Annotated in this window: 13 protein-coding genes; 8 read left to right on the forward strand and 5 right to left on the reverse strand. The window is 67.3% G+C overall.

The window, feature by feature from the left end; all coding sequences use genetic code 11:
* Positions 1 to 15: 15 nt before the first annotated feature.
* A complete protein-coding gene (locus tag DB31_RS04070; RefSeq protein ID WP_044182572.1) occupies positions 16 to 582 on the reverse strand; it encodes an endonuclease dU in 567 nt (188 codons plus the stop codon).
* An 86-nt stretch (positions 583 to 668) separates the two neighbouring features.
* Positions 669 to 872 (reverse strand): cold-shock protein, encoded by a 204-nt coding sequence (locus DB31_RS04075; RefSeq protein ID WP_044182574.1) that lies wholly within the window; start codon positions 870 to 872, stop codon positions 669 to 671.
* 248 nt (positions 873 to 1120) lie between these two features.
* Here DB31_RS04075 and DB31_RS04080 point away from each other — a divergent pair, with 248 nt between their 5' ends.
* Complete coding sequence (locus DB31_RS04080; RefSeq protein ID WP_044182575.1) at positions 1121 to 1669, forward strand: hypothetical protein; 549 nt, start codon at positions 1121 to 1123, stop codon at positions 1667 to 1669.
* A gap of 107 nt (positions 1670 to 1776) precedes the next feature.
* Here DB31_RS04080 and DB31_RS04085 read toward each other — a convergent pair whose 3' ends face one another.
* Positions 1777 to 4275, reverse strand: coding sequence for a sodium-translocating pyrophosphatase (locus DB31_RS04085; RefSeq protein WP_044182578.1), 2499 nt, complete (start codon positions 4273 to 4275; stop codon positions 1777 to 1779).
* Positions 4276 to 4925: 650 nt separating this feature from the next.
* Positions 4926 to 5441 (reverse strand): hypothetical protein, encoded by a 516-nt coding sequence (locus tag DB31_RS04090; RefSeq protein ID WP_044182580.1) that lies wholly within the window; start codon positions 5439 to 5441, stop codon positions 4926 to 4928.
* 162 nt (positions 5442 to 5603) lie between these two features.
* Between DB31_RS04090 and DB31_RS04095 the strand changes: the two genes are divergently transcribed.
* The gene (locus DB31_RS04095; RefSeq protein WP_083968004.1) at positions 5604 to 6347 is read left to right on the forward strand and encodes a C40 family peptidase; all 744 of its coding nucleotides are present in this window, start codon (positions 5604 to 5606) and stop codon (positions 6345 to 6347) included.
* A 117-nt stretch (positions 6348 to 6464) separates the two neighbouring features.
* Entirely contained in the window at positions 6465 to 6764 is a 300-nt protein-coding gene (locus tag DB31_RS04100; RefSeq protein ID WP_044182584.1) for a hypothetical protein, read from the forward strand.
* On the opposite strand, the gene DB31_RS04105 is transcribed toward DB31_RS04100, so the two are convergent.
* A complete protein-coding gene (locus DB31_RS04105; RefSeq protein WP_044182586.1) occupies positions 6722 to 8065 on the reverse strand; it encodes a short-chain fatty acid transporter in 1344 nt (447 codons plus the stop codon). The genes DB31_RS04100 and DB31_RS04105 overlap by 43 nt on opposite strands.
* Positions 8066 to 8211: 146 nt before the next feature.
* Here DB31_RS04105 and DB31_RS04110 point away from each other — a divergent pair, with 146 nt between their 5' ends.
* The 5 genes from DB31_RS04110 (at position 8212) to DB31_RS50270 (ending at position 18750) form a co-directional block, all read left to right on the forward strand.
* Complete coding sequence (locus DB31_RS04110) at positions 8212 to 9030, forward strand: response regulator transcription factor (RefSeq protein ID WP_044182588.1); 819 nt, start codon at positions 8212 to 8214, stop codon at positions 9028 to 9030.
* A 171-nt stretch (positions 9031 to 9201) separates the two neighbouring features.
* Positions 9202 to 15708: a HAMP domain-containing protein gene (locus DB31_RS04115; RefSeq protein WP_205628463.1), complete on the forward strand. Its 6507-nt coding sequence runs from the start codon at positions 9202 to 9204 to the stop codon at positions 15706 to 15708.
* Positions 15705 to 16538: a CheR family methyltransferase gene (locus tag DB31_RS04120; protein ID WP_044182593.1), complete on the forward strand. Its 834-nt coding sequence runs from the start codon at positions 15705 to 15707 to the stop codon at positions 16536 to 16538. The genes DB31_RS04115 and DB31_RS04120 overlap by 4 nt, the downstream gene beginning before the upstream one ends.
* Entirely contained in the window at positions 16535 to 17077 is a 543-nt protein-coding gene (locus tag DB31_RS04125) for a chemotaxis protein CheB (RefSeq protein WP_044182595.1), read from the forward strand. Before DB31_RS04120 ends, DB31_RS04125 begins: the two co-directional genes overlap by 4 nt.
* Positions 17074 to 18750, forward strand: coding sequence for a hybrid sensor histidine kinase/response regulator (locus DB31_RS50270; RefSeq protein WP_240486519.1), 1677 nt, complete (start codon positions 17074 to 17076; stop codon positions 18748 to 18750). Before DB31_RS04125 ends, DB31_RS50270 begins: the two co-directional genes overlap by 4 nt.
* Positions 18751 to 18774: the final 24 nt, after the last annotated feature.

Raw genomic sequence — 18774 nt, forward strand, 5'->3', positions numbered from 1 at the left:
GACGGCTTCACGGGCTCAGGCCCGGTGGCTGCTCTCGCCCGTCACGACGGCTGAGCCGATCAGGTGCGCCAGCCGGAGCGGCTCCGGCACGTGCCCCCGATCCGTGACTCGCGCGAGCGCCTCGGCCACCTCGGAGGGCTCCGCTCCCTGCACCTGGAAGGTGAAGCCGCCTACCTGATGGATGGGGCCCGCCCGCCTCAACAATGCCAGACGTTGCTCTGCGCGGGGCAGTCGCCGCAGGGCTTGCTCCACGGCCGCCAGATCCGGCATGCGCCGCATCACCGACACGCACGGACGCTTCAGGCGCGCCGCCAGCGCTGGCAGGTCCACCACGTTGAAGCCACCGAAGGCAATTCCATCCAGCAACACCAGGTGGAGCTGCGGGAGGAACTTGCCGCCCTCCAGCAGCCGGCACACCTCCTGTGTCGCCGTCCACCCGTCCTTGCGCACCCGTCCCCAGACGAGCCCCTCGAAGCGCGTGCCGCTGCACACCACCCCCACCACGGGCACCACGGCACCCGGGCGGCGCTGGAAGGGCGCGTCGTCGAAGCCGATGACACGAGGCAAGCGGGGCAGTCGCATGGAAGGAGTCTGCGCTCTCTCAAAAAAACGGAAGCCCGACCACCGAGAAGGGGGCCGGGCTCCGGAACATCACCTGGGAGTGCGTCTCAGGCGGCGCGGACGTTCTGCGCCTGCAGGCCCTTGGGGCCCTTGGTGACCTCGAACTGCACCTTCTGGCCCTCGGCCAGCGTGCGGAAGCCATCCATGTTGATCGCGGTGTGGTGGACGAACACGTCCTCACCTCCGCCATCCTGGGTGATGAAACCGAAGCCCTTCGCGTCGTTGAACCACTTCACAGTACCAGTTGCCATGAACCTTCTTCTTTCGTTGCAAGGCGGCTTTCACCGCCCTTCATTCATACCCAGCACGCTGGGTGAGCGCTCACGTAGCCCGACTCTCCCAGAAAGTCGAGAGGGCGGCAGTGGAAGCGTCGAAAAAGAGGAGAGGCTGAACAGCTCTCCGTGAATATTCCAACACCAGAAGCAGGCAGGCACGCGTGGGTACGCGCGCGGGCGCCGAGTGCATAGCTTGAAGGGCTAAAACCTCTCAGGAGTCTCGGATGGCCGAGCTGAACCCTCTCCAAGACACGCACCCCTCGCGGGAAAGCCTTTCACGCGCGGTCTCCCAGGCCCTGCGCCACGTTTGGGATCGCAGCGCCGCGGCAGGCATTGTCTCCCAGCCGCTCGCGGGAGGACGGCTGCCGCTGCGCCGCTGGCTGCCCCAGGGCGCACACTCGCTGCTCGATATCGCGGCGGGGGTGGCGGTGGCGCTCGCGGGACAGCTCTCCGGGGACCGCACAGCTCAGCGCGTCAGCCGGCTGTTGGGACTGAAGCTCGTGGGCACCACCCTGCTCACGGACAGCCAGGTGACGCTCTCTCGCCTGGTGCCCATCGAGCTGCACGAGCTGGTGGACTACGGCTGGGGGCTCGCCACCCTGGCCGCGCCCTTCGTGGGGGGCTACGCGCGCAGGGCTCCTGGGGCCACGGCGGTGCACGTGCTGGCGGGAACGGCCGTCATCGTCGGCTCGCTCGTCACGGACTATCGCTGCCGCAGCGGCATGCACTTGGGCCACGAGCGCATCACGGATCCGGGGCCTCTCAGCGCATGAGCGACCGAGGCGTGAGGCCCTGAAAAGCGAAGCGGCAGGGCACCCGGAGGCACCCTGCCGCTCGTGAAGCTCAGGGAAGCGGGAGCCTCAGGCCCCCGCTCTCGGGACTACTTGTGGGCGCCCTCGCCCTTCATCGGCGTCTCGATGCGCATGCCGTAGAACGACCGGTACACGAAGACGAGCGACAGGACGAAGAACACCACGGACAGCACGTGGGTGAGCATGGTGTTGCCGGACTTGTTCAGCTCCACCGCCAGCTCCACCGCGAGCAGGCCGAACAGGGTGGTGAACTTGATGACCGGGTTGAGCGCCACGGACGAGGTGTCCTTGAACGGATCGCCCACCGTGTCGCCGACCACCGTGGCCGCGTGCAGGTCCGTGCCCTTGGCGCGCAGCTCCGTCTCCACCAGCTTCTTCGCGTTGTCCCACGCGCCACCCGCGTTCGCCATGAACACGGCCTGGTACAGACCGAAGATGGCGATGGAGATCAGGTAGCCAATGAAGAAGTACGGCTCGGCGCAGGCGAACGCCAGGGTGCTGAAGAACACGCCCAGGAAGATGTTGAGCATGCCCTTCTGCGCGTACTGGGTGCAGATCTCCACCACGCGCTTGGAGTCCGTCACGCTCGCCTTCTCCACGCCCTCCAGCTTGATGTTGGCCTTGATGAACTCCACCGCGCGGTAGGCGCCCGTGGACACCGCCTGCATCGAGGCGCCCGAGAACCAGTAGATGACCGCGCCGCCCGTCACCAGGCCCAGCAGGAAGGGCGCGTGCAGCAGGGACAGGTTGCCCAGGCCCGCGGCCTTCAGCGACATGATGCCGTTGGTCGTCTCCGTGCCCACCAGCAGCACGATGATGGAGAAGATCATCGTCGTGGCGCCCACCACCGCGGTGCCGATGAGCACCGGCTTGGCCGTCGCCTTGAACGTGTTGCCCGCGCCGTCGTTCTCCTCCAGGTACTCCTTGCCCTTCTCGAAGTTGGGCGTGAAGCCGAAGTCCTTGGCCACTTCCTCCTTCACGTTGGGCACGTTCTCGATCAGCGACAGCTCGTACACGCTCTGCGCGTTGTCCGTCACAGGACCGTAGCTGTCCACCGCGATGGTGACCGGGCCCATGCCCAGGAAGCCGAACGCCACCAGGCCGAACGCGAACACCGCCGGGGCCAGCATCAGCTCCACCGGCACGGTCGTGCTCACCCAGAAGGCGGCGCCCATCAGCCCCGCGATGATGATGCCCATCCAGTAGGCGGAGAAGTTACCGGCCACCAGGCCGGAGATGACGTTGAGGCTGGGGCCACCCTCCTGGCTGGCCTTCACCACCTCGCGCACGTGGCGGCTCTCGGTGGAGGTGAAGGCCTTGACGACCTCCGGGATGATCGCGCCGGCCAGCGTGCCGCAGGTGATGATCAGCGACAGCTTCCACCACAGCGTGGTGTCATCCGCCAGGTTCGGGATGAGCAGGTAGCTGACCACGAAGGTGAGCGCCACGGACACGATCGACGTGAGCCACACCAGGAACGTCAGCGGGTGCTCGAAGTTCATCTTGTCGGCGGTCTTGTACTTGCCGCCCTGGATGATGCCGTTCACGCCGTAGGACAGCAGGCTGGCCACCACCATCACGATGCGCATCACGAAGATCCACACCAGCAGCTGCACCTGGAACGAAGGGGGCACCGCCAGCAGGATGAAGGTGATGAGCGCCACGCCCGTCACGCCGTAGGTCTCGAAGCCGTCCGCCGAGGGGCCCACGCTGTCGCCCGCGTTGTCGCCCGTGCAGTCGGCGATCACGCCGGGGTTGCGCGCGTCGTCTTCCTTGATCTTGAAGACGATCTTCATCAGGTCCGAGCCGATGTCCGCGATCTTCGTGAAGATACCGCCCGCGATGCGCAGCACCGAGGCGCCCAGCGACTCGCCGATGGCGAAGCCGATGAAGCACGGGCCCGCGTAGGTGGGCGGGACGAAGATCAGGATGATGAGCATCAGCAACAGCTCGGTGCTGATGAGCACCATGCCGATGGACATACCGGCCTGCAGCGGGATGGCGTAGGTGGGGTAGGGCTTGCCGCGCAGGGACGCGAACGCCGTGCGGCTGTTGGCGAACGTGTTCACCCGGATGCCGAACCAGGCCACGCCGTAGCTGCCCGCGATGCCGATGAGGCTGAAGAGGATGATGGCCAGCAGCTTGGCCGGCGCCTCGCTCAGCATGTGCTGCAGGAAGCCGAAGTAGCCGACCATCACCACCAGCAGCAGCGCCCACAGGCCGAGGATGAACTTGCCCTGGGTGATGAGGTACGTCTTGCACGTCTCGTAGATGAGCTCGGAGATCTCCAGCATCGACCGGTGCACGGGCAGGTTCTTCAGCTGGCCGTACTGGATGAAGCCGAAGACCAGGCCGAGCACGCTCACCAGGATGCCGCCCAGCAACAGCTGCTGGCCATTGAGCGCGCCGCCGAGGAAGGACTGAGAGGTAAAGTCAGGGAGGACGAGGTCCGCCTCGCTGGCGCGGGCGGTGCTACCGGCGAGGACGGCCAGGAGTCCAAGGACTCGGGCAGCCACGCCGGTGACGCCCTGCAGGGGAGCGTCATTCCGTGAAACGGTGGGTGTCATGTGGGGTGCAACTCCTCAAGAGAGAAATTCGAGGGGTTGGCCGCCTGCGGGCGGTTACACCGCACGCCGACGCTTCAGCACAGCCTCGCCCTTCTAGAGCCAGAAGAGCCCAGAAGGCGGCGGCCCCTTAGCACGGGGCGAGTGCGAAAGTCGACTCTTACGGTACGACACGGTCGAAGGGCAGGGGCCCTCCCCCGAGGTTGATCGGTCTCCCATGGGCTGCCGCGAGGAGAACGTCCCCGTTGGGAACCTCTGCTGCACGTAACGCCTGGCTGTCCCCCAGCACCAGCGCCCGCGACCCTCTCAAGGCTCCCACGCCCTCACCCGCTCCCAACCCGCCCAACCTTCCCCATCCCCCTGCCCGCCACTCCCCTACACCCCCCCGACCGACCCCTGCCCTTCGAACCGCACCTCACCCTTCTGCAAGCACATTGCCAACGCCACGTTGGGGCCGATCCCTCGGGAAGACGCGGGCATGGAGCCTCTCAACGGCTGGAGAGGGCCCCCGGCTGCCGTAAAAACTCCTGGCTCTGGAGGGCAAGAGAGGGTGAGGAGGTAAAAAGAACGCGCCCGCCTGGGATGCGAGCATCCCAGCGGCGGGCGCGGGGGTGGCACAGGGCACACCCGGGACCTACAAGTTGCAGTGCGAACTAGTTCACCTTGACCTGGAGCTCCTTGAGGACCTCATCGCCGCGCATGACGCTCACGGTCCAGTTGCCCGCCTTGTTCAGGCGCACACCGGTCCACTGGCGGGCGCGCCAGCCGTCGCCCTTGACCTTGACGTCCTTCGTCTCGCGCACGGTGGCGCCCTGCTTGGTCTGGACCATGATGTCCTCGATGGAGTCACCCTGGGGCACCAGGTAGGCCTGCCACAGCATCACGGTGGTGTTGGCCTTCACGCCAGCGGCGGGATCCACCTCGGCGGTGCACTCGAACTTGTTGGGGCCGTCCTTGGCCACCTCGGTGCACAGCTTGGCCTCGACGAGCACCGGGCCCTGGCCCTGGCCCTTGTAGAAGTAGTCCCACGTGTTCTTCACCGCTTCGGCGCCCGGCTTGGTCACGGGCGTGGCCGTCGGAGCCGCGGTGGGGGCCGCCTCCTGGGCCAGCGCCACAGGCGACAGAGTCAGGGCCGCAACCACCACAGTCCGAGTCAGCATCTTCTTCATTGAAAGAGTCCCCTCCGTTGAGAGCCAGACACATGCCAGCTCGGAGGCCGCCTCTAGCATGAATCTCGCCGCGCACCCATGTGCGGTTCTGGCGGGGCGAGTGCTTCAAAGTGCGCCCAGCGCGGGCGTGAATAGGCCCGGGGCCCGGGCGTTCCACGGATCATGCTTCGACTGCTCGCCGTGCTCGCCGTGTGGGGGCCTCTGGTGTGGAGCGCCCCGCAAGCCCACGCTGCTGGGAAGAAGCCGTCCCCCGTGGCCCAGAAGCCCGGGACGACGCCGGGTGCCGCCTCGACGAAGATGCGGAGTGCGCCTCCTTCCCGGCCACGCAGTGCGTCACGCGCCTCGCGGGAGCTGGGCGCGCGCATCGCCACCCGGGCCTCGAGGCTGGTGGGCGTCACCTCGCTGCGCAAAGTGGACACGTCGGTGCCGGACGACTGCACGGGGGTCGTGCGGCTGGCCTACGAGAGCGTGGGCATCGAATTGATGACAGGAATAGGGCGGGCCGGTGACAACGGTGTCACGCACATCTACCAGCGCGCGCGGAGCGTGGGAGCCCTGCACAAAAGCCGGCCCCAGCCGGGAGACCTCGTCTTCTTCCGGGAGACGTATGACCGCGACCGGGATGGGCGGCGCGATGATGGCCTCACGCACGTGGCTGTCGTCGAGCGCGTGGAAGCGGATGGGACTGTCACCTTCGTCCACCGTGGCAGCAAGGGCGTGGCGCGGTCTCGGATGAACTTGAGCGCTCCCAAAGTCCACCGTGCGCGAGGCAGCAACGCGGTGGTGAATGACTACCTGCGTCAAGCCTCGCAGGGCCGCCGCGCGTATCTGACGGGGGAGCTGTTCGCGGGCTTTGCCTCTCCGGGCCCGCTGGCCCAGGCAAACACCGCCTCGGCGCGCCGCTGATCCACACGCCAGAAGATGTGGGAGGAATTCGGGTTTACCTCAAGTGCATCGGCGCTCATTTATGGCTCAAGTGCACTGCCCGCGCGTGGGATGTCAGCCGCGGATGGCATATCCCCCATGAAAGAGGTGCCCATGAGCTGTGCCGCCGTCACCGTGAATCGCTCGTTGATCCTGCTGGCCATCGCCTGGGGTGTCATTCCCGTAGCGGTCTTCCAAGCGGTGACGATGACGGGCCAGGATGACGCGGTGGCGGTCCACAGCGGATGGGAGCCCGAGCCTGGGAGCGACACCCTCTCGTCCCCGCTGAGCGAGCCGCCCCCGTGCAAGCTCGACCATACGGCGGGGCTGCTCCCCGCGCTCAGCATGGCCATCACTCAGCCGAACAGGAAGAACGCCAGCGTCACGAACGGCAGGTAGAGCAGGAAAGCCAGCAGCAAGAAGCCGAGGATGTCTTTGAACTCGAGCCGCGCCACGGTGAGCAACGGCAGGGCCCAGAAGGGCTGGATGAGATCCGTGGCCATGTCTCCCCACGCGTACGCCAGCACCACCTTCTCCGGCGCCACGCCCAGCGAGGACGCCGCGTTCAGCAGGTAGGGCGCCTCGATGGCCCACTTGGAGCCGCCCGAGGGTACGAAGTAGTTCACCACCCCGCTGTAGAGGTAGACGATGGCGGGGAACGTCTCGCGCGTGGAGAGCGACACGAACAGCTCGCCGATTCGGTCGGTGAGTCCGGTGGCCTTGAAGATGCCGTAGATGCCCGCGTACAGCGGGAACTGCAGGACGATGCCATGCAGCACGGAGCCGGCCTCCTCGCTGGCCTTGAGCAGCCGGGCCGGGGTGAGGTGCAGCAACACCGCCAGCGTGAGGAACAGGAAGTTCACCACGTTGAGATTGAGGGCCCTCCAGCCCCCGTTGAGCGCCAGGTGTCGCGCGAACCACGCCAGCCCGAGCACGCCGAAGATGACATTGAGCAGCCACGCGTGATCCAGCCATACCGCGACGCTGCGCTCGGTGGGGCGCTCGGGGGGAACGAAGTCGCCCAGCTTCTCCAGCACTGCGGGCTCCACCTTCACCGTGGCCTCGGGCTTGGGGTGCAGCGCCCAGGCCAGCACCGCGAGCCCCGCCACCACCGCCACCGTGAGCCCCAGGTTGAACGCGGAGAACAGGGTGAGATTGATGGGAATGATGCCCAGCTGCTTCTCCAGGAAGTGCCCCGGCGTGGCCACCAGCAGCGGGGCGGAGGCCGACAGGCCCGCATGCCAGGTGGCGCCCAGGCCGAAGTAGGCGCAGGCCACCAGCAGGCGATAGTCCACGTCCGGCTGCCGCCTCGCCACGAAGCGCACCAGCATGGCGCTGGCCACCAGCGAGAGGCCCCAGTTGATGTAGGCCAGGCCCATGGAGACGCCGGCCATCAGCGCCACCGCGCCCCGAGGGCTCTTCGCCAGGCCCGCCAGCCGCTCCAGCAGCGTGCGCACCGGGGAGGTGAGGGCCAGCAGGTAGCCGGTGAACATCACCAGCGCCATCTGCATGGAGAAGGGGAGCAGCTCCCAGAAGCCACCGCCCCAGGCGCCCAGCACCTGCTCGGGCGAGGCGCCCGCCCACCCGAGGGCGAGCCCCATCGTGAGCAGGCTGAGCAGGACGGCAATGGCAAACGCGCTCGGGACGAAGCGCGAGGAGAAGCGGCCGAGTCCTTCCGCGATCCGGACGAGGGTCTCCACGAGCGGGCTCCAGTCAATCGCAAGGTGGGCCTTGCGGGCGGCGTCGAAGAGAGCGTTTTACGGTAAGCGCTGGAGGAAGTCGCCTTTCCACGCGCCGTGGAAGGAGGCTCGACACGCGAACCGAGCCGCGATAGCCCGGAGCCATCATGTACCACCTGCTCAAGCTCGGCCCCGTGCAGCTCTCCCAGGACACCACGAACGTGTACCTACGGGTGACAAGCGCGGGGGACTTCGCGCCGCCCGTCTTCGAGCACGATGACGAGGCCGGTGTGCAGGCCCTGCTCGAGGGCGTGGAGCCTTCGGGCGTGAGCTGCGAGCCCGGCCTGGCGGAGGTCGCGGAGCGCCTGGGGCTCCGCGTGGAGTCTCCGCCACTGGAGGTGCTCTCGGCGCGCGCGGCCATTGGCACCTTCATGGCGTGGGAGCAGCGAGGCGTTGCGGGGCTCGGGGCGGACAAGGCGCTGCTCTTCGTCCAGGCCGCCACCGAATTCTATGAGGCCCGGCCGTGGAAGCACTGGGATGACAGCCAGCCGTTCCACATCAGCGTCTCCGGCGCGCTCACGCGCACGTACGAGGGCAGCGTCTTCGGCGGAGAGGACGGTGGCGAGGGGCTCGCGCTCTACGAGCAGGCTGGGGCCCTCAAGGTGCTGATGGACCTGCAGGGGAGCGGCAAGGACGCCGCCGCCAGCCAGCTGCCCGCCATTGGCGTCACGCTGGACACGCGGCCTGAGTACGCCATTCAGGCGCTGGCCGCCGCGGGCCGCGCGCCCCGGTTACCCCTGCCGCTCAAGACGGGCCCTTCGGGGGTCTCCATGCCGTCCCTGGTGGAGGCGCTGGTGCTGGTGGCCACGCTGCGGGCAGTGGCTCGGCTGGATTTGACGCGGCGTGAAGCCCTGAGCACCGTGGTTGCGGGCCAGGAGCAGATGTCCGTCCGAGTGCTTGCCCCTCAGCCGCGCGTGCGGAACTAAAGCGTTCGGTAGCAGACGTTGCAGGGGCAGGACTGTCTCCTACCCACCAAGCGGACACGGGGCCGGGGCTGGCGTGTCCAGCAGGAATCAAAGAGAACTTCGCTCCGCTCAGTATTCCCGTGTCCACGGCGAGGGACCGCTTTGACCGCCGTGGACCAGCCAGGGGCTCGAATGCGTACCCAGAAGACCGCTGCACCCCGAAAGTCATCCGCGACGCGTCCTCCGCCGCCCAAGACGCAGAGAGAGAATGAGGCCGCTTCCGAAGTGCTGGATACGCGTCAGCTGCTTCGCATCCTCGCCGCCGTGCGGCAGGGTGACTTCACCGTGCGAATGCCGGTGGACACCGTGGGCGTCGCCGGCAAGGTCGCCGATACCCTGAATGACATCATCGACCTCAACGAGCGCATGGCGAAGGAGTTCGAGCGCATCGGGACGATGGTCGGTAAGGAAGGCCGCATTACCCAGCGTGCGACGCTGGCGGGCTCGGTCGGCTCGTGGGCCGACTGCGTGGAGTCCGTGAACACGCTGGTGGCGGACCTTATCCAGCCGACCTCGGAAATGAGCCGCGTGATCGGCGCCGTGGCCAAGGGTGACCTGTCGCAGACGATGGCGCTCGAGGTGGATGGCCGTCCGCTCAAGGGAGAGTTCCTCCGCACCGCCCGGCTGGTGAACGGCATGGTGGAGCAGCTCGGCTCGTTCGCCTCGGAAGTGACCCGCGTGGCCCGCGAGGTGGGTACCGAAGGAAAGCTGGGTGGCCAGGCCAAGGTGAAGGGCGTGGCCGGTACCTGGAAGGACCTCACGGACAACGTGAACTCGATGGCGTCGAACCTGACGTCTCAGGTGCGCAACATCGCCGAGGTGACGACGGCGGTGGCCCGCGGCGATCTGTCCAAGAAGATCACCGTGGACGTGCGCGGCGAGATCCTGGAGTTGAAGAACACCATCAATACGATGGTGGATCAGCTCTCGTCGTTCGCCTCGGAAGTGACGCGTGTGGCGCGCGAGGTGGGTACGGAAGGAAAGCTGGGCGGCCAGGCCTTCGTGAAGGGCGTGGGTGGTACGTGGAAGGACCTCACGGACAACGTGAACTCCATGGCCTCCAACCTGACCTCTCAGGTGCGCAACATCGCCGAGGTGACGACGGCGGTGGCCAATGGAGACTTGTCCAAGAAGATCACCGTGGATGTGCGCGGTGAGATTCTGGAGCTGAAGAACACCATCAACACGATGGTGGACCAGCTGTCCTCGTTCGCCTCGGAAGTGACCCGCGTGGCGCGCGAGGTGGGTACGGAAGGAAAGCTGGGGGGTCAGGCCGTCGTGAAGGGTGTCGCGGGTACGTGGAAGGACCTCACGGACAACGTGAACTCCATGGCCTCCAACCTGACTGCGCAGGTGCGCAACATCGCCGAGGTGACGACGGCGGTGGCCAACGGTGACTTGTCCAAGAAGATCACCGTGGACGTGCAGGGCGAAATCCTGGAGCTGAAGAACACCATCAACACGATGGTGGACCAGCTGTCGTCCTTCGCCTCGGAAGTGACGCGCGTGGCGCGCGAGGTGGGAACGGAAGGAAAGCTGGGTGGTCAGGCCGTCGTGAAGGGCGTGGGCGGTACGTGGAAGGACCTCACGGACAACGTGAACTCGATGGCGTCGAACCTGACTGCCCAGGTGCGCAACATCGCCGAGGTGACGACGGCGGTGGCCAATGGAGACTTGTCCAAGAAGATCACCGTGGATGTGCGCGGTGAGATTCTGGAGCTGAAGAACACCATCAACACGATGGTGGACCAGCTCCGCTCCTTCGCCTCGGAAGTGACACGTGTGGCACGCGAGGTGGGAACGGAAGGAAAGCTGGGTGGTCAGGCCATCGTGCGCGGCGTCGGTGGTACGTGGAAGGACCTCACGGACAACGTGAACTCGATGGCGTCGAACCTGACTGCCCAGGTGCGCAACATCGCCGAGGTGACGACGGCGGTGGCCAACGGTGACTTGTCCAAGAAGATCACCGTGGATGTGCGCGGTGAGATTCTGGAGCTGAAGAACACCATCAATACGATGGTGGATCAGCTGTCGTCCTTCGCCTCGGAAGTGACGCGTGTGGCGCGCGAGGTGGGTACGGAAGGAAAGCTGGGCGGCCAGGCCTTCGTGAAGGGCGTGGGTGGTACGTGGAAGGACCTCACGGACAACGTGAACTCCATGGCCTCCAACCTGACGTCTCAGGTGCGCAACATCGCCGAAGTGACGACGGCGGTGGCCAACGGTGACTTGTCCAAGAAGATCACCGTGGATGTGCGCGGTGAGATTCTGGAGCTGAAGAACACCATCAACACGATGGTGGACCAGCTGTCCTCGTTCGCCTCGGAAGTGACCCGCGTGGCGCGCGAGGTGGGTACGGAAGGAAAGCTGGGGGGTCAGGCCATCGTGCGCGGCGTCGGTGGTACGTGGAAGGATCTCACCGACAACGTGAACTCGATGGCGTCGAACCTGACGTCGCAAGTGCGCAACATCGCCGAAGTGACCACGGCCGTGGCCCGCGGTGACCTGTCCAAGAAGATCACCGTGGATGTGCGCGGTGAGATCCTGGAGCTGAAGAACACCATCAACACGATGGTGGATCAGCTCTCGTCGTTCGCCTCGGAAGTGACGCGCGTGGCGCGCGAGGTGGGTACGGAAGGAAAGCTGGGGGGTCAGGCCGTCGTGAAGGGCGTGGGTGGTACGTGGAAGGACCTCACGGACAACGTGAACTCCATGGCCTCCAACCTGACTGCGCAGGTGCGCAACATCGCCGAGGTGACGACGGCGGTGGCCAACGGTGACTTGTCCAAGAAGATCACCGTGGACGTGCGCGGTGAGATCCTGGAGCTGAAGAACACCATCAACACGATGGTGGACCAGCTGTCGTCCTTCGCCTCGGAAGTGACGCGCGTCGCCCGTGAGGTGGGAACGGAAGGAAAGCTGGGGGGCCAGGCCTTCGTGAAGGGTGTCGCGGGTACGTGGAAGGACCTCACGGACAACGTGAATTCCATGGCGTCGAACCTGACTGCGCAGGTGCGCAACATCGCCGAGGTGACGACGGCGGTGGCCAATGGTGACTTGTCCAAGAAGATCACCGTGGACGTGCAGGGCGAAATCCTGGAGCTGAAGAACACCATCAACACGATGGTGGATCAGCTGTCGTCCTTCGCCTCGGAAGTGACGCGCGTGGCGCGCGAGGTGGGTACGGAAGGAAAGCTGGGTGGCCAGGCCGTCGTGAAGGGCGTGGCCGGTACGTGGAAGGACCTCACGGACAACGTGAACTCCATGGCCACCAACCTCACCACCCAGGTGCGCGGCATCGCCAAGGTGGTGACCGCCGTCGCCAACGGTGACCTGAAGCGCAAGCTCGTCGTGGACGCCAAGGGCGAGATCGCCGAGCTGGCCGACACCATCAACGGCATGATCGACACCCTCGCCGTGTTCGCCGACCAGGTGACCACGGTGGCCCGCGAGGTGGGTATCGAAGGAAAGCTCGGCGGCCAGGCTCGCGTGCCCGGCACCGCCGGCATCTGGCGCGACCTCACGGACAACGTGAACCAGCTCGCCGCCAACCTCACCACCCAGGTGCGCGCCATCGCCGAGGTCGCCACCGCCGTGACCAAGGGTGACCTCACCCGGTTCATCACCGTGTCCGCCCAGGGCGAAGTGGCTGCCCTCAAGGACAACATCAACGAGATGATCCGGAACCTGAAGGACACCACGCGCAAGAACACGGAGCAGGACTGGCTGAAGACGAACCTGGCCAAGTTCACCCGCGTCCTCCAGGGCCAGCGCGACCTGCTCACCGTCTCCAAGGTGATCCTCTCGGAGCTCGCGCCGCTGGTCGACGCCCAGCACGGCGTCTTCTACATCTCCGAGCGCCAGGAGGGAGAGCAGATCCTCAAGCTGCTCGCCTCGTACGCCTACCGCGAGCGCAAGGGCCTCTCCAACTCCTTCAAGCTGGGCGAGGGCCTCGTCGGCCAGTGCGCCTTGGAGAAGGAGCCCATCCTCCTGTCCGACGTGCCGGATTCGTACATCCGCATCAGCTCCGGCCTGGGCGAGGAGGTGCCGCGCAACATCGTCGTGCTGCCGGTGCTCTTCGAGGGTGAAATCAAGGCCGTCATCGAGCTGGCCAGTTTCCACAAGTTCAGCGACGTGCACCTGGGCTTCCTGGAGCAGTTGACCGAGTCCATCGGCATCGTGCTCAACACGATCGCCGCGAACATGCGCACCGAGGCGCTGCTCAAGCAGTCCCAGGCCCTCACCGAGGAGCTCCGCAAGCAGCAAGAGGAGCTCACCGAGACCAACAAGCGACTGGAGCAGCAGGCCAACTCGCTCCAGCAGTCCGAGGAACTCCTCAAGCGTCAGCAGGAGGAGCTGCGCCGCACCAACGAAGAGCTGCAGGAGAAGGCCAAGCTGCTCTCCGAGCAGAAGAACGAGGTGGAGCGCAAGAACCTTGAGGTGGAGCAGGCCAAGCGCGCCCTGGAAGAGAAGGCCGAGCAGCTCTCGCTCACCTCCAAGTACAAGAGCGAGTTCCTCGCCAACATGTCCCACGAGCTGCGCACCCCGCTCAACTCGCTGCTCATTCTCAGCCAGACGCTCAGCGACAACACCGAGGGCAACCTCACCGGCCGCCAGGTCGAGTTCGCGAAAACCATCCACGCCTCCGGCGCGGACCTGCTGGAGCTCATCAACGACATCCTCGACCTGTCGAAGATCGAGTCCGGTACGATGACGGTGGACGTGGGCCCGCTGCGCTTCAGCGACCTGCGCGAGTTCGTCGAGCGCACCTTCCGCCAGATCGCCGACAAGAAGGGCCTGGACTTCAGCATCGCCGTGGCGCAGGAGCTGCCGCTCGAGTCGCAGACGGACGCCAAGCGCCTGCAGCAGGTGCTCAAGAACCTGCTGTCCAACGCCTTCAAGTTCACCGAGTCCGGCCGTGTCACCCTCAGCGTCCAGTCGGCGCGCGGCGGCTTCACGCCGGACCACCCCATCCTCAAGACGGCGCCCACCGTGGTGGCCTTCACCGTCAAGGACACGGGCATCGGCATCCCGAAGGACAAGCACCAGATCATCTTCGAGGCGTTCCAGCAGGCGGACGGCTCCACCGCGCGCAAGTACGGCGGTACGGGCCTCGGCCTCTCTATCTCGCGCGAGATCGCCCGGCTCCTGGGCGGTGAGATCCGCCTGGAGAGCGACGTGGGCAAGGGCAGCACCTTCACCCTCTACCTGCCGCTCAACTACGTGGCCCCGCGGCCCGCGGAACAGGGCAGCGTGGTGGAGAAGGCGGTCTCCGGCGTCCAAGCCCTCCCGGCGCCCAGCCCAGTCAACGCCCCCGCCGTGGTCCCGGCCCCAGTTCCCGCGCCTCTCGCTGCCGCGGAGGCGGCCGCGCCGGCCGTCCCCCGTATCGAGATTGAGGACGATCGCGCCTCCATCCTCTCGGGCGATCCCGTGCTGCTGGCGGTGACCTCGGCCCCAGACCACGCGGCGCGGCTGCGCGCGGCGGCCCAGGGGGTGGGCTTCAAGATGCTCGTTTCCTCGGAGGCGGAGGCGGCGCTGGAGATGGCCCGCAACGCGAGGCCCGTTGCCGTCGCCGTGGACCTGGACCTGCCGGACATGGGGGGCTGGGTGGTGCTGGACCGGCTGAAGCATGACGCCGCCACCCGCGCGCTGCCCGTCTACACCGTGTCCGAGTCCGACCATCGCGAGCGCTCGCTCAACCTGGGCGCGCTGGGCCACCTGCTCGCCGCCGCCGACCCGGAGGCCGCCGCCCAGGCGCTCCAGGAGCTGCGCGACTTCGTGGACCGCAAGGGCCGCAGCCTCCTCATCGTGGAAGATGACGACGTCCACCGCCGCACGCTGGTGGAGCTGCTCGGCAGCGAGGACGTGCAGACGGTGGCCGTGGGCACCGCCTCCGAGGCCCTGGGCGCCATCTCCGAGAAGCGCTTCGATTGCGTGGTGCTGGACCTGGGCCTGCCGGACATGCCCGGCGCGGAGCTGCTCACGAAGCTCCAGACCGAGCACGGCCGCGCCATCCCGCCCGTCATCGTCTACACGGGCCGCGAGCTGTCGCGCGCCCAGGAGACGGAGCTGCGCCGGGTGGCCGAGGCCATCGTCATCAAGGACGCGCAGAGTCCCGAGCGGCTCTTGGAGGAGACCAGCCTCTTCCTCCACCGCGCGCCCGCGCAGCTGCCCGAGCCCAAGCGTAAGATGTTGGAGAAGGCGCGCCACATGGATCCGCTCCTCGTGGGCCGCAAGGTGCTCGTGGTGGATGACGACGTGCGCAACATCTTCGCCCTGAACACCGTGCTGGAGCGGTTCGGGATGAAGGTCGTCTTCGCCGAGAGCGCCCAGGAGGGCATCGACCTGCTGGAGCGCGAGCCCGGCGTGGAGCTCGTCCTGATGGACGTGATGATGCCGGAGATGGACGGCTACCAGGCGATGCAGACCATCCGGAAGATGGAGCGCTTGGCCCACCTGCCCATCCTCGCGCTCACCGCCAAGGCGATGAAGGGCGACCGCGAGAAGTGCCTGGAGGCCGGCGCGTCCGACTACATCACCAAGCCGGTGGACATCGACAAGCTGCTGAGCCTGCTGCGCGTCTGGCTGCACGCGCCGCGCGGCGCCGGCCCCAAGTCCCCGCGCACGGAGCTGGCTGAGTGAGCAGCGTCACCCACAGCGCGGAGCTGGAGTCCCTCGAGGTGGAGCTGCTCCTCGAGGGCGTCCGGCGCCAGTATGGCTTTGACCTGCGCAACCACTCGCGGCCGCTGCTGTTGCGGCGGCTGCGGCGGCACCTGCGCGAGGAACGGCTGGAGACCTTCTCCGGGCTGCAGGGCCGCGTGCTGCACGACCCGGAGGCGATGGAGGGCCTGCTGCGCGCCCTGGCCTGTCCTCCCGACACGCTCTTCTCCGACCCGTCCTTCTTCCAGGACTTCCGTGCGCGCGTGGTGCCCATGCTGCGCACCTACCCGTCCATCCGCGTGTGGCATGCGGGCTGCTACTCGGGCGAGGACACCTACGCGCTGGCCATCCTGCTGATGGAGGAGGGGCTCTGGGGGCGCTGCCGCTTGTATGCCTCGGATGCCAGCGGTGGGCTGCTGTCGGACGCGCGCAACGGCGTGCTGCGGCTGCCTGGCGAGGAGGACGCGCGCAACTACCGCGAGGCTGGTGGCAAGCGCGCGCTGACGGACTACTACACCCGCGACGGGGACTGGGCGGTGCTGCACCCCAGCCTGCGCGAGGGCATCTTCTTCACCCAGCACAACCTGGCCACGGACGCCTCCTTCAACGAGTTCCAGGTCATCTTGTGCCGGGATACGCTGCTGGCCTACAACCGGGCCCTGGCCAGCCGCGCCCATGAGCGCCTCTACGAGAGCCTCGTGCGGTTCGGCTTCCTGTGCCTGGGCCGCAAGGAGACCTTGGCTCGCACGCCTTACGCGGCGGCGTACGAGGAGCTGGAAGGCACGGGCCGCGTGTACCGGAGGACCGCATGAGCCCCCTGGGGCTGTTGGTGGTCGGCGCACCGCATGAGGCCTCGGCCGAGGTGGAGGCCCTGCTCGCCTCGCTTCCGTCGAGTCTGCCCGTCCCCGTGGTGCTGGTGGTCCACCGCCGCGCCCAGGAGCTGCTGGCCGGCTCGCTGGCCCGCCGCTGCCCCCTGCCCGTGCTCGAGCCGGACGACAAGGACGAGCTCGTCGCTGGCCGCGTGTACCTGGCGCCCTCGGGCTATCACCTGCTGGTGGACCGTGGCTGCGTCTGCCTCTCGCGCGAGCCCGCCGAGCATGGCCAGCGGCCCGCCGTGGATCCGCTCTTCGAGTCCGCCGCGGATGCCTATGGCCCCGCCGCCGCCGCGCTGCTCTTCAGCGGTCACGACGACGGCTGGGCCGGGCTGGCCACGCTGGGGGCTCGCGGAGGACACGTGGCCGTCATCGGCGAGGGCGAGCCCGTGGAGGGCGTGGAGCGCGTCCCGCTGAAGGATGTGAAGGTCTGGCTGGCCCGGTTGTCCTACGTGCCTCGAATGAAGGTGCAACCGTGAGTGTTCCGTTGAAGGACAAGGTCCCCATCCTCATGGTGGACGATCAGCCCGAGGGGTTGATGGCGCTGGAAGCGACGCTCGCTCCGCTGGGGCAGCAGCTCGTCATCGCCCAGAGCGGCCGCGAGGCGCTGCGCCACCTGCTGCACCAGGACTTCGCCGTGGTGCTGCTGGACGTGGTGATGCCGGACATGGATGGGTTCGAGACGGCCCAGCTCATCCGCGAGCGCGAGCGCAGCCGCAACACTCCCATCCTCTTCCTCACCGCCTTGTCCCGGGGCGAGGTGCCCGAGTTCCGCGCCTACGCGGTGGGCGCGGTGGACTACCTGCTCAAGCCCTTCGAGCCGGACATCCTCCGCTCCAAGGTGAACATCTTCGTGGACCTGTTCCGCAAGACGGAGATGGTGCGCCGCCAGGCGGAGGCTCTGCGCGAGGCCGAGCGGCGCGAGCACGAGCGCGAGCTGGCCGCTGCCCACCAGCGGCTGGAGGTGGAGCGCTCCCGCTGGCGCGAGGAGCTGCTGCGCAAGGAGATGGAGACGGGCCGCAACCAGCAGCGCTGGCTGGAGGCGGTGCTGGCCGCGCTGCCCACGCCTCTGGCGCTCCTGGAGCCAAGCACCGGGCACACCCTCTTCGCCAACCGCGCTGCCCAGGAGCTGGCGGACGGCTGCCTCATCTACCGCGAGGCCCGGCAGCTTCACCCGGAGGTGTCCTTCATGGACGCCGAGGGCAAGGCGCTGCCCCACGAGGCCCTGCCCACCTCGCGCGCCGCTCGGGGCGAGCGGCTCAATGGCGTGCCCGTGGAGTGGCGCCAGGGCGAGCAGCACGGCGCGGCGCTGGCCTTCTCCTCGCGGCTGCCGCAGATGCACGGCCGCCCGGAGACCGTACTGCTGGCCCTGCTGGACGTGACGGCGCTGCATGTCACCGAGAAGAACCTCCAGCGCGCGGTGCACGTGCGTGATGACTTCCTCTCCCTGGCCAGCCATGAGCTGCGCACCCCGCTCACCTCGCTCAAGGTCCACATCCAGGGCGCCCTGCGTGCCGCGGCCCGCCGCAACGAGGAGGCGCTCCCCATGGCCCAGTACGTCGCCAAGCTGGAGACGCTGGACCACAACGTCAGCCGGCTCACGGAGCTGGTGGACAAGCTGCTGGACATCTCCCGCATCAACGCGGGCCGCCTCGACTTCGAGCTGACGGAAGTGGACCTGGCGGCAGTGGTGCGCGAGGTGGTCTCACGCTTCTCCGAGGAGGTGTCTCGGGCAGGTTGCACGCTCGCGGTGCAGGCCGAGCACCGCGTGGTCGGCAAGTGGGACCGGAACCGGGTGGAGCAGGTGGTGACGAACCTGCTCACCAACGCCCTCAAGTATGGCGCCGGCGCGCCCGTGGAGGTCTCGGTGCGCGAGGAGGCCACCCACGCCGTCCTGGAGATTCGCGATCAGGGGATCGGCATCCAGGAGGAGGATCGCCGCCGCATCTTCGAGCGCTTCGAGCGGGCCGTTCCCCATGACAACTACAGCGGCTTCGGGCTGGGGTTGTGGATCGTCCAGGAGATCGTCACCGGTCTGGGTGGCTCGGTGGCGGTCGAGAGCTCTCCGGGCAAGGGTGCCCTCTTCCGAGTACAGCTGCCCTGGACGCGTGAGCCGCAAGCGGGTGAGTGGCGGCGGGCTGCCCAGGCATGAACACGAGCCCTCCATAAACTCCAA

Origin of the sequence: Hyalangium minutum (genome assembly GCF_000737315.1) — a bacterium.
Taxonomy (GTDB): Bacteria; Myxococcota; Myxococcia; order Myxococcales; family Myxococcaceae; genus Hyalangium; species Hyalangium minutum.

What these genes read in the sequence shown, in the direction of transcription:
- DB31_RS04095 (WP_083968004.1), top strand. Translation starts at nt 5,604, where the DNA reads ATGCTTCGACTGCTCGCCGTGCTCGCCGTGTGGGGGCCTCTGGTGTGG.
- DB31_RS04110 (WP_044182588.1), top strand. Translation starts at nt 8,212, where the DNA reads ATGTACCACCTGCTCAAGCTCGGCCCCGTGCAGCTCTCCCAGGACACC.
- DB31_RS04075 (WP_044182574.1), bottom strand. Translation starts at nt 872, where the DNA reads ATGGCAACTGGTACTGTGAAGTGGTTCAACGACGCGAAGGGCTTCGGT.
- DB31_RS04090 (WP_044182580.1), bottom strand. Translation starts at nt 5,441, where the DNA reads ATGAAGAAGATGCTGACTCGGACTGTGGTGGTTGCGGCCCTGACTCTG.
- DB31_RS04080 (WP_044182575.1), top strand. Translation starts at nt 1,121, where the DNA reads ATGGCCGAGCTGAACCCTCTCCAAGACACGCACCCCTCGCGGGAAAGC.
- DB31_RS04115 (WP_205628463.1), top strand. Translation starts at nt 9,202, where the DNA reads ATGCGTACCCAGAAGACCGCTGCACCCCGAAAGTCATCCGCGACGCGT.
- DB31_RS04100 (WP_044182584.1), top strand. Translation starts at nt 6,465, where the DNA reads ATGAAAGAGGTGCCCATGAGCTGTGCCGCCGTCACCGTGAATCGCTCG.
- DB31_RS04070 (WP_044182572.1), bottom strand. Translation starts at nt 582, where the DNA reads ATGCGACTGCCCCGCTTGCCTCGTGTCATCGGCTTCGACGACGCGCCC.
- DB31_RS04085 (WP_044182578.1), bottom strand. Translation starts at nt 4,275, where the DNA reads ATGACACCCACCGTTTCACGGAATGACGCTCCCCTGCAGGGCGTCACC.
- DB31_RS04125 (WP_044182595.1), top strand. Translation starts at nt 16,535, where the DNA reads ATGAGCCCCCTGGGGCTGTTGGTGGTCGGCGCACCGCATGAGGCCTCG.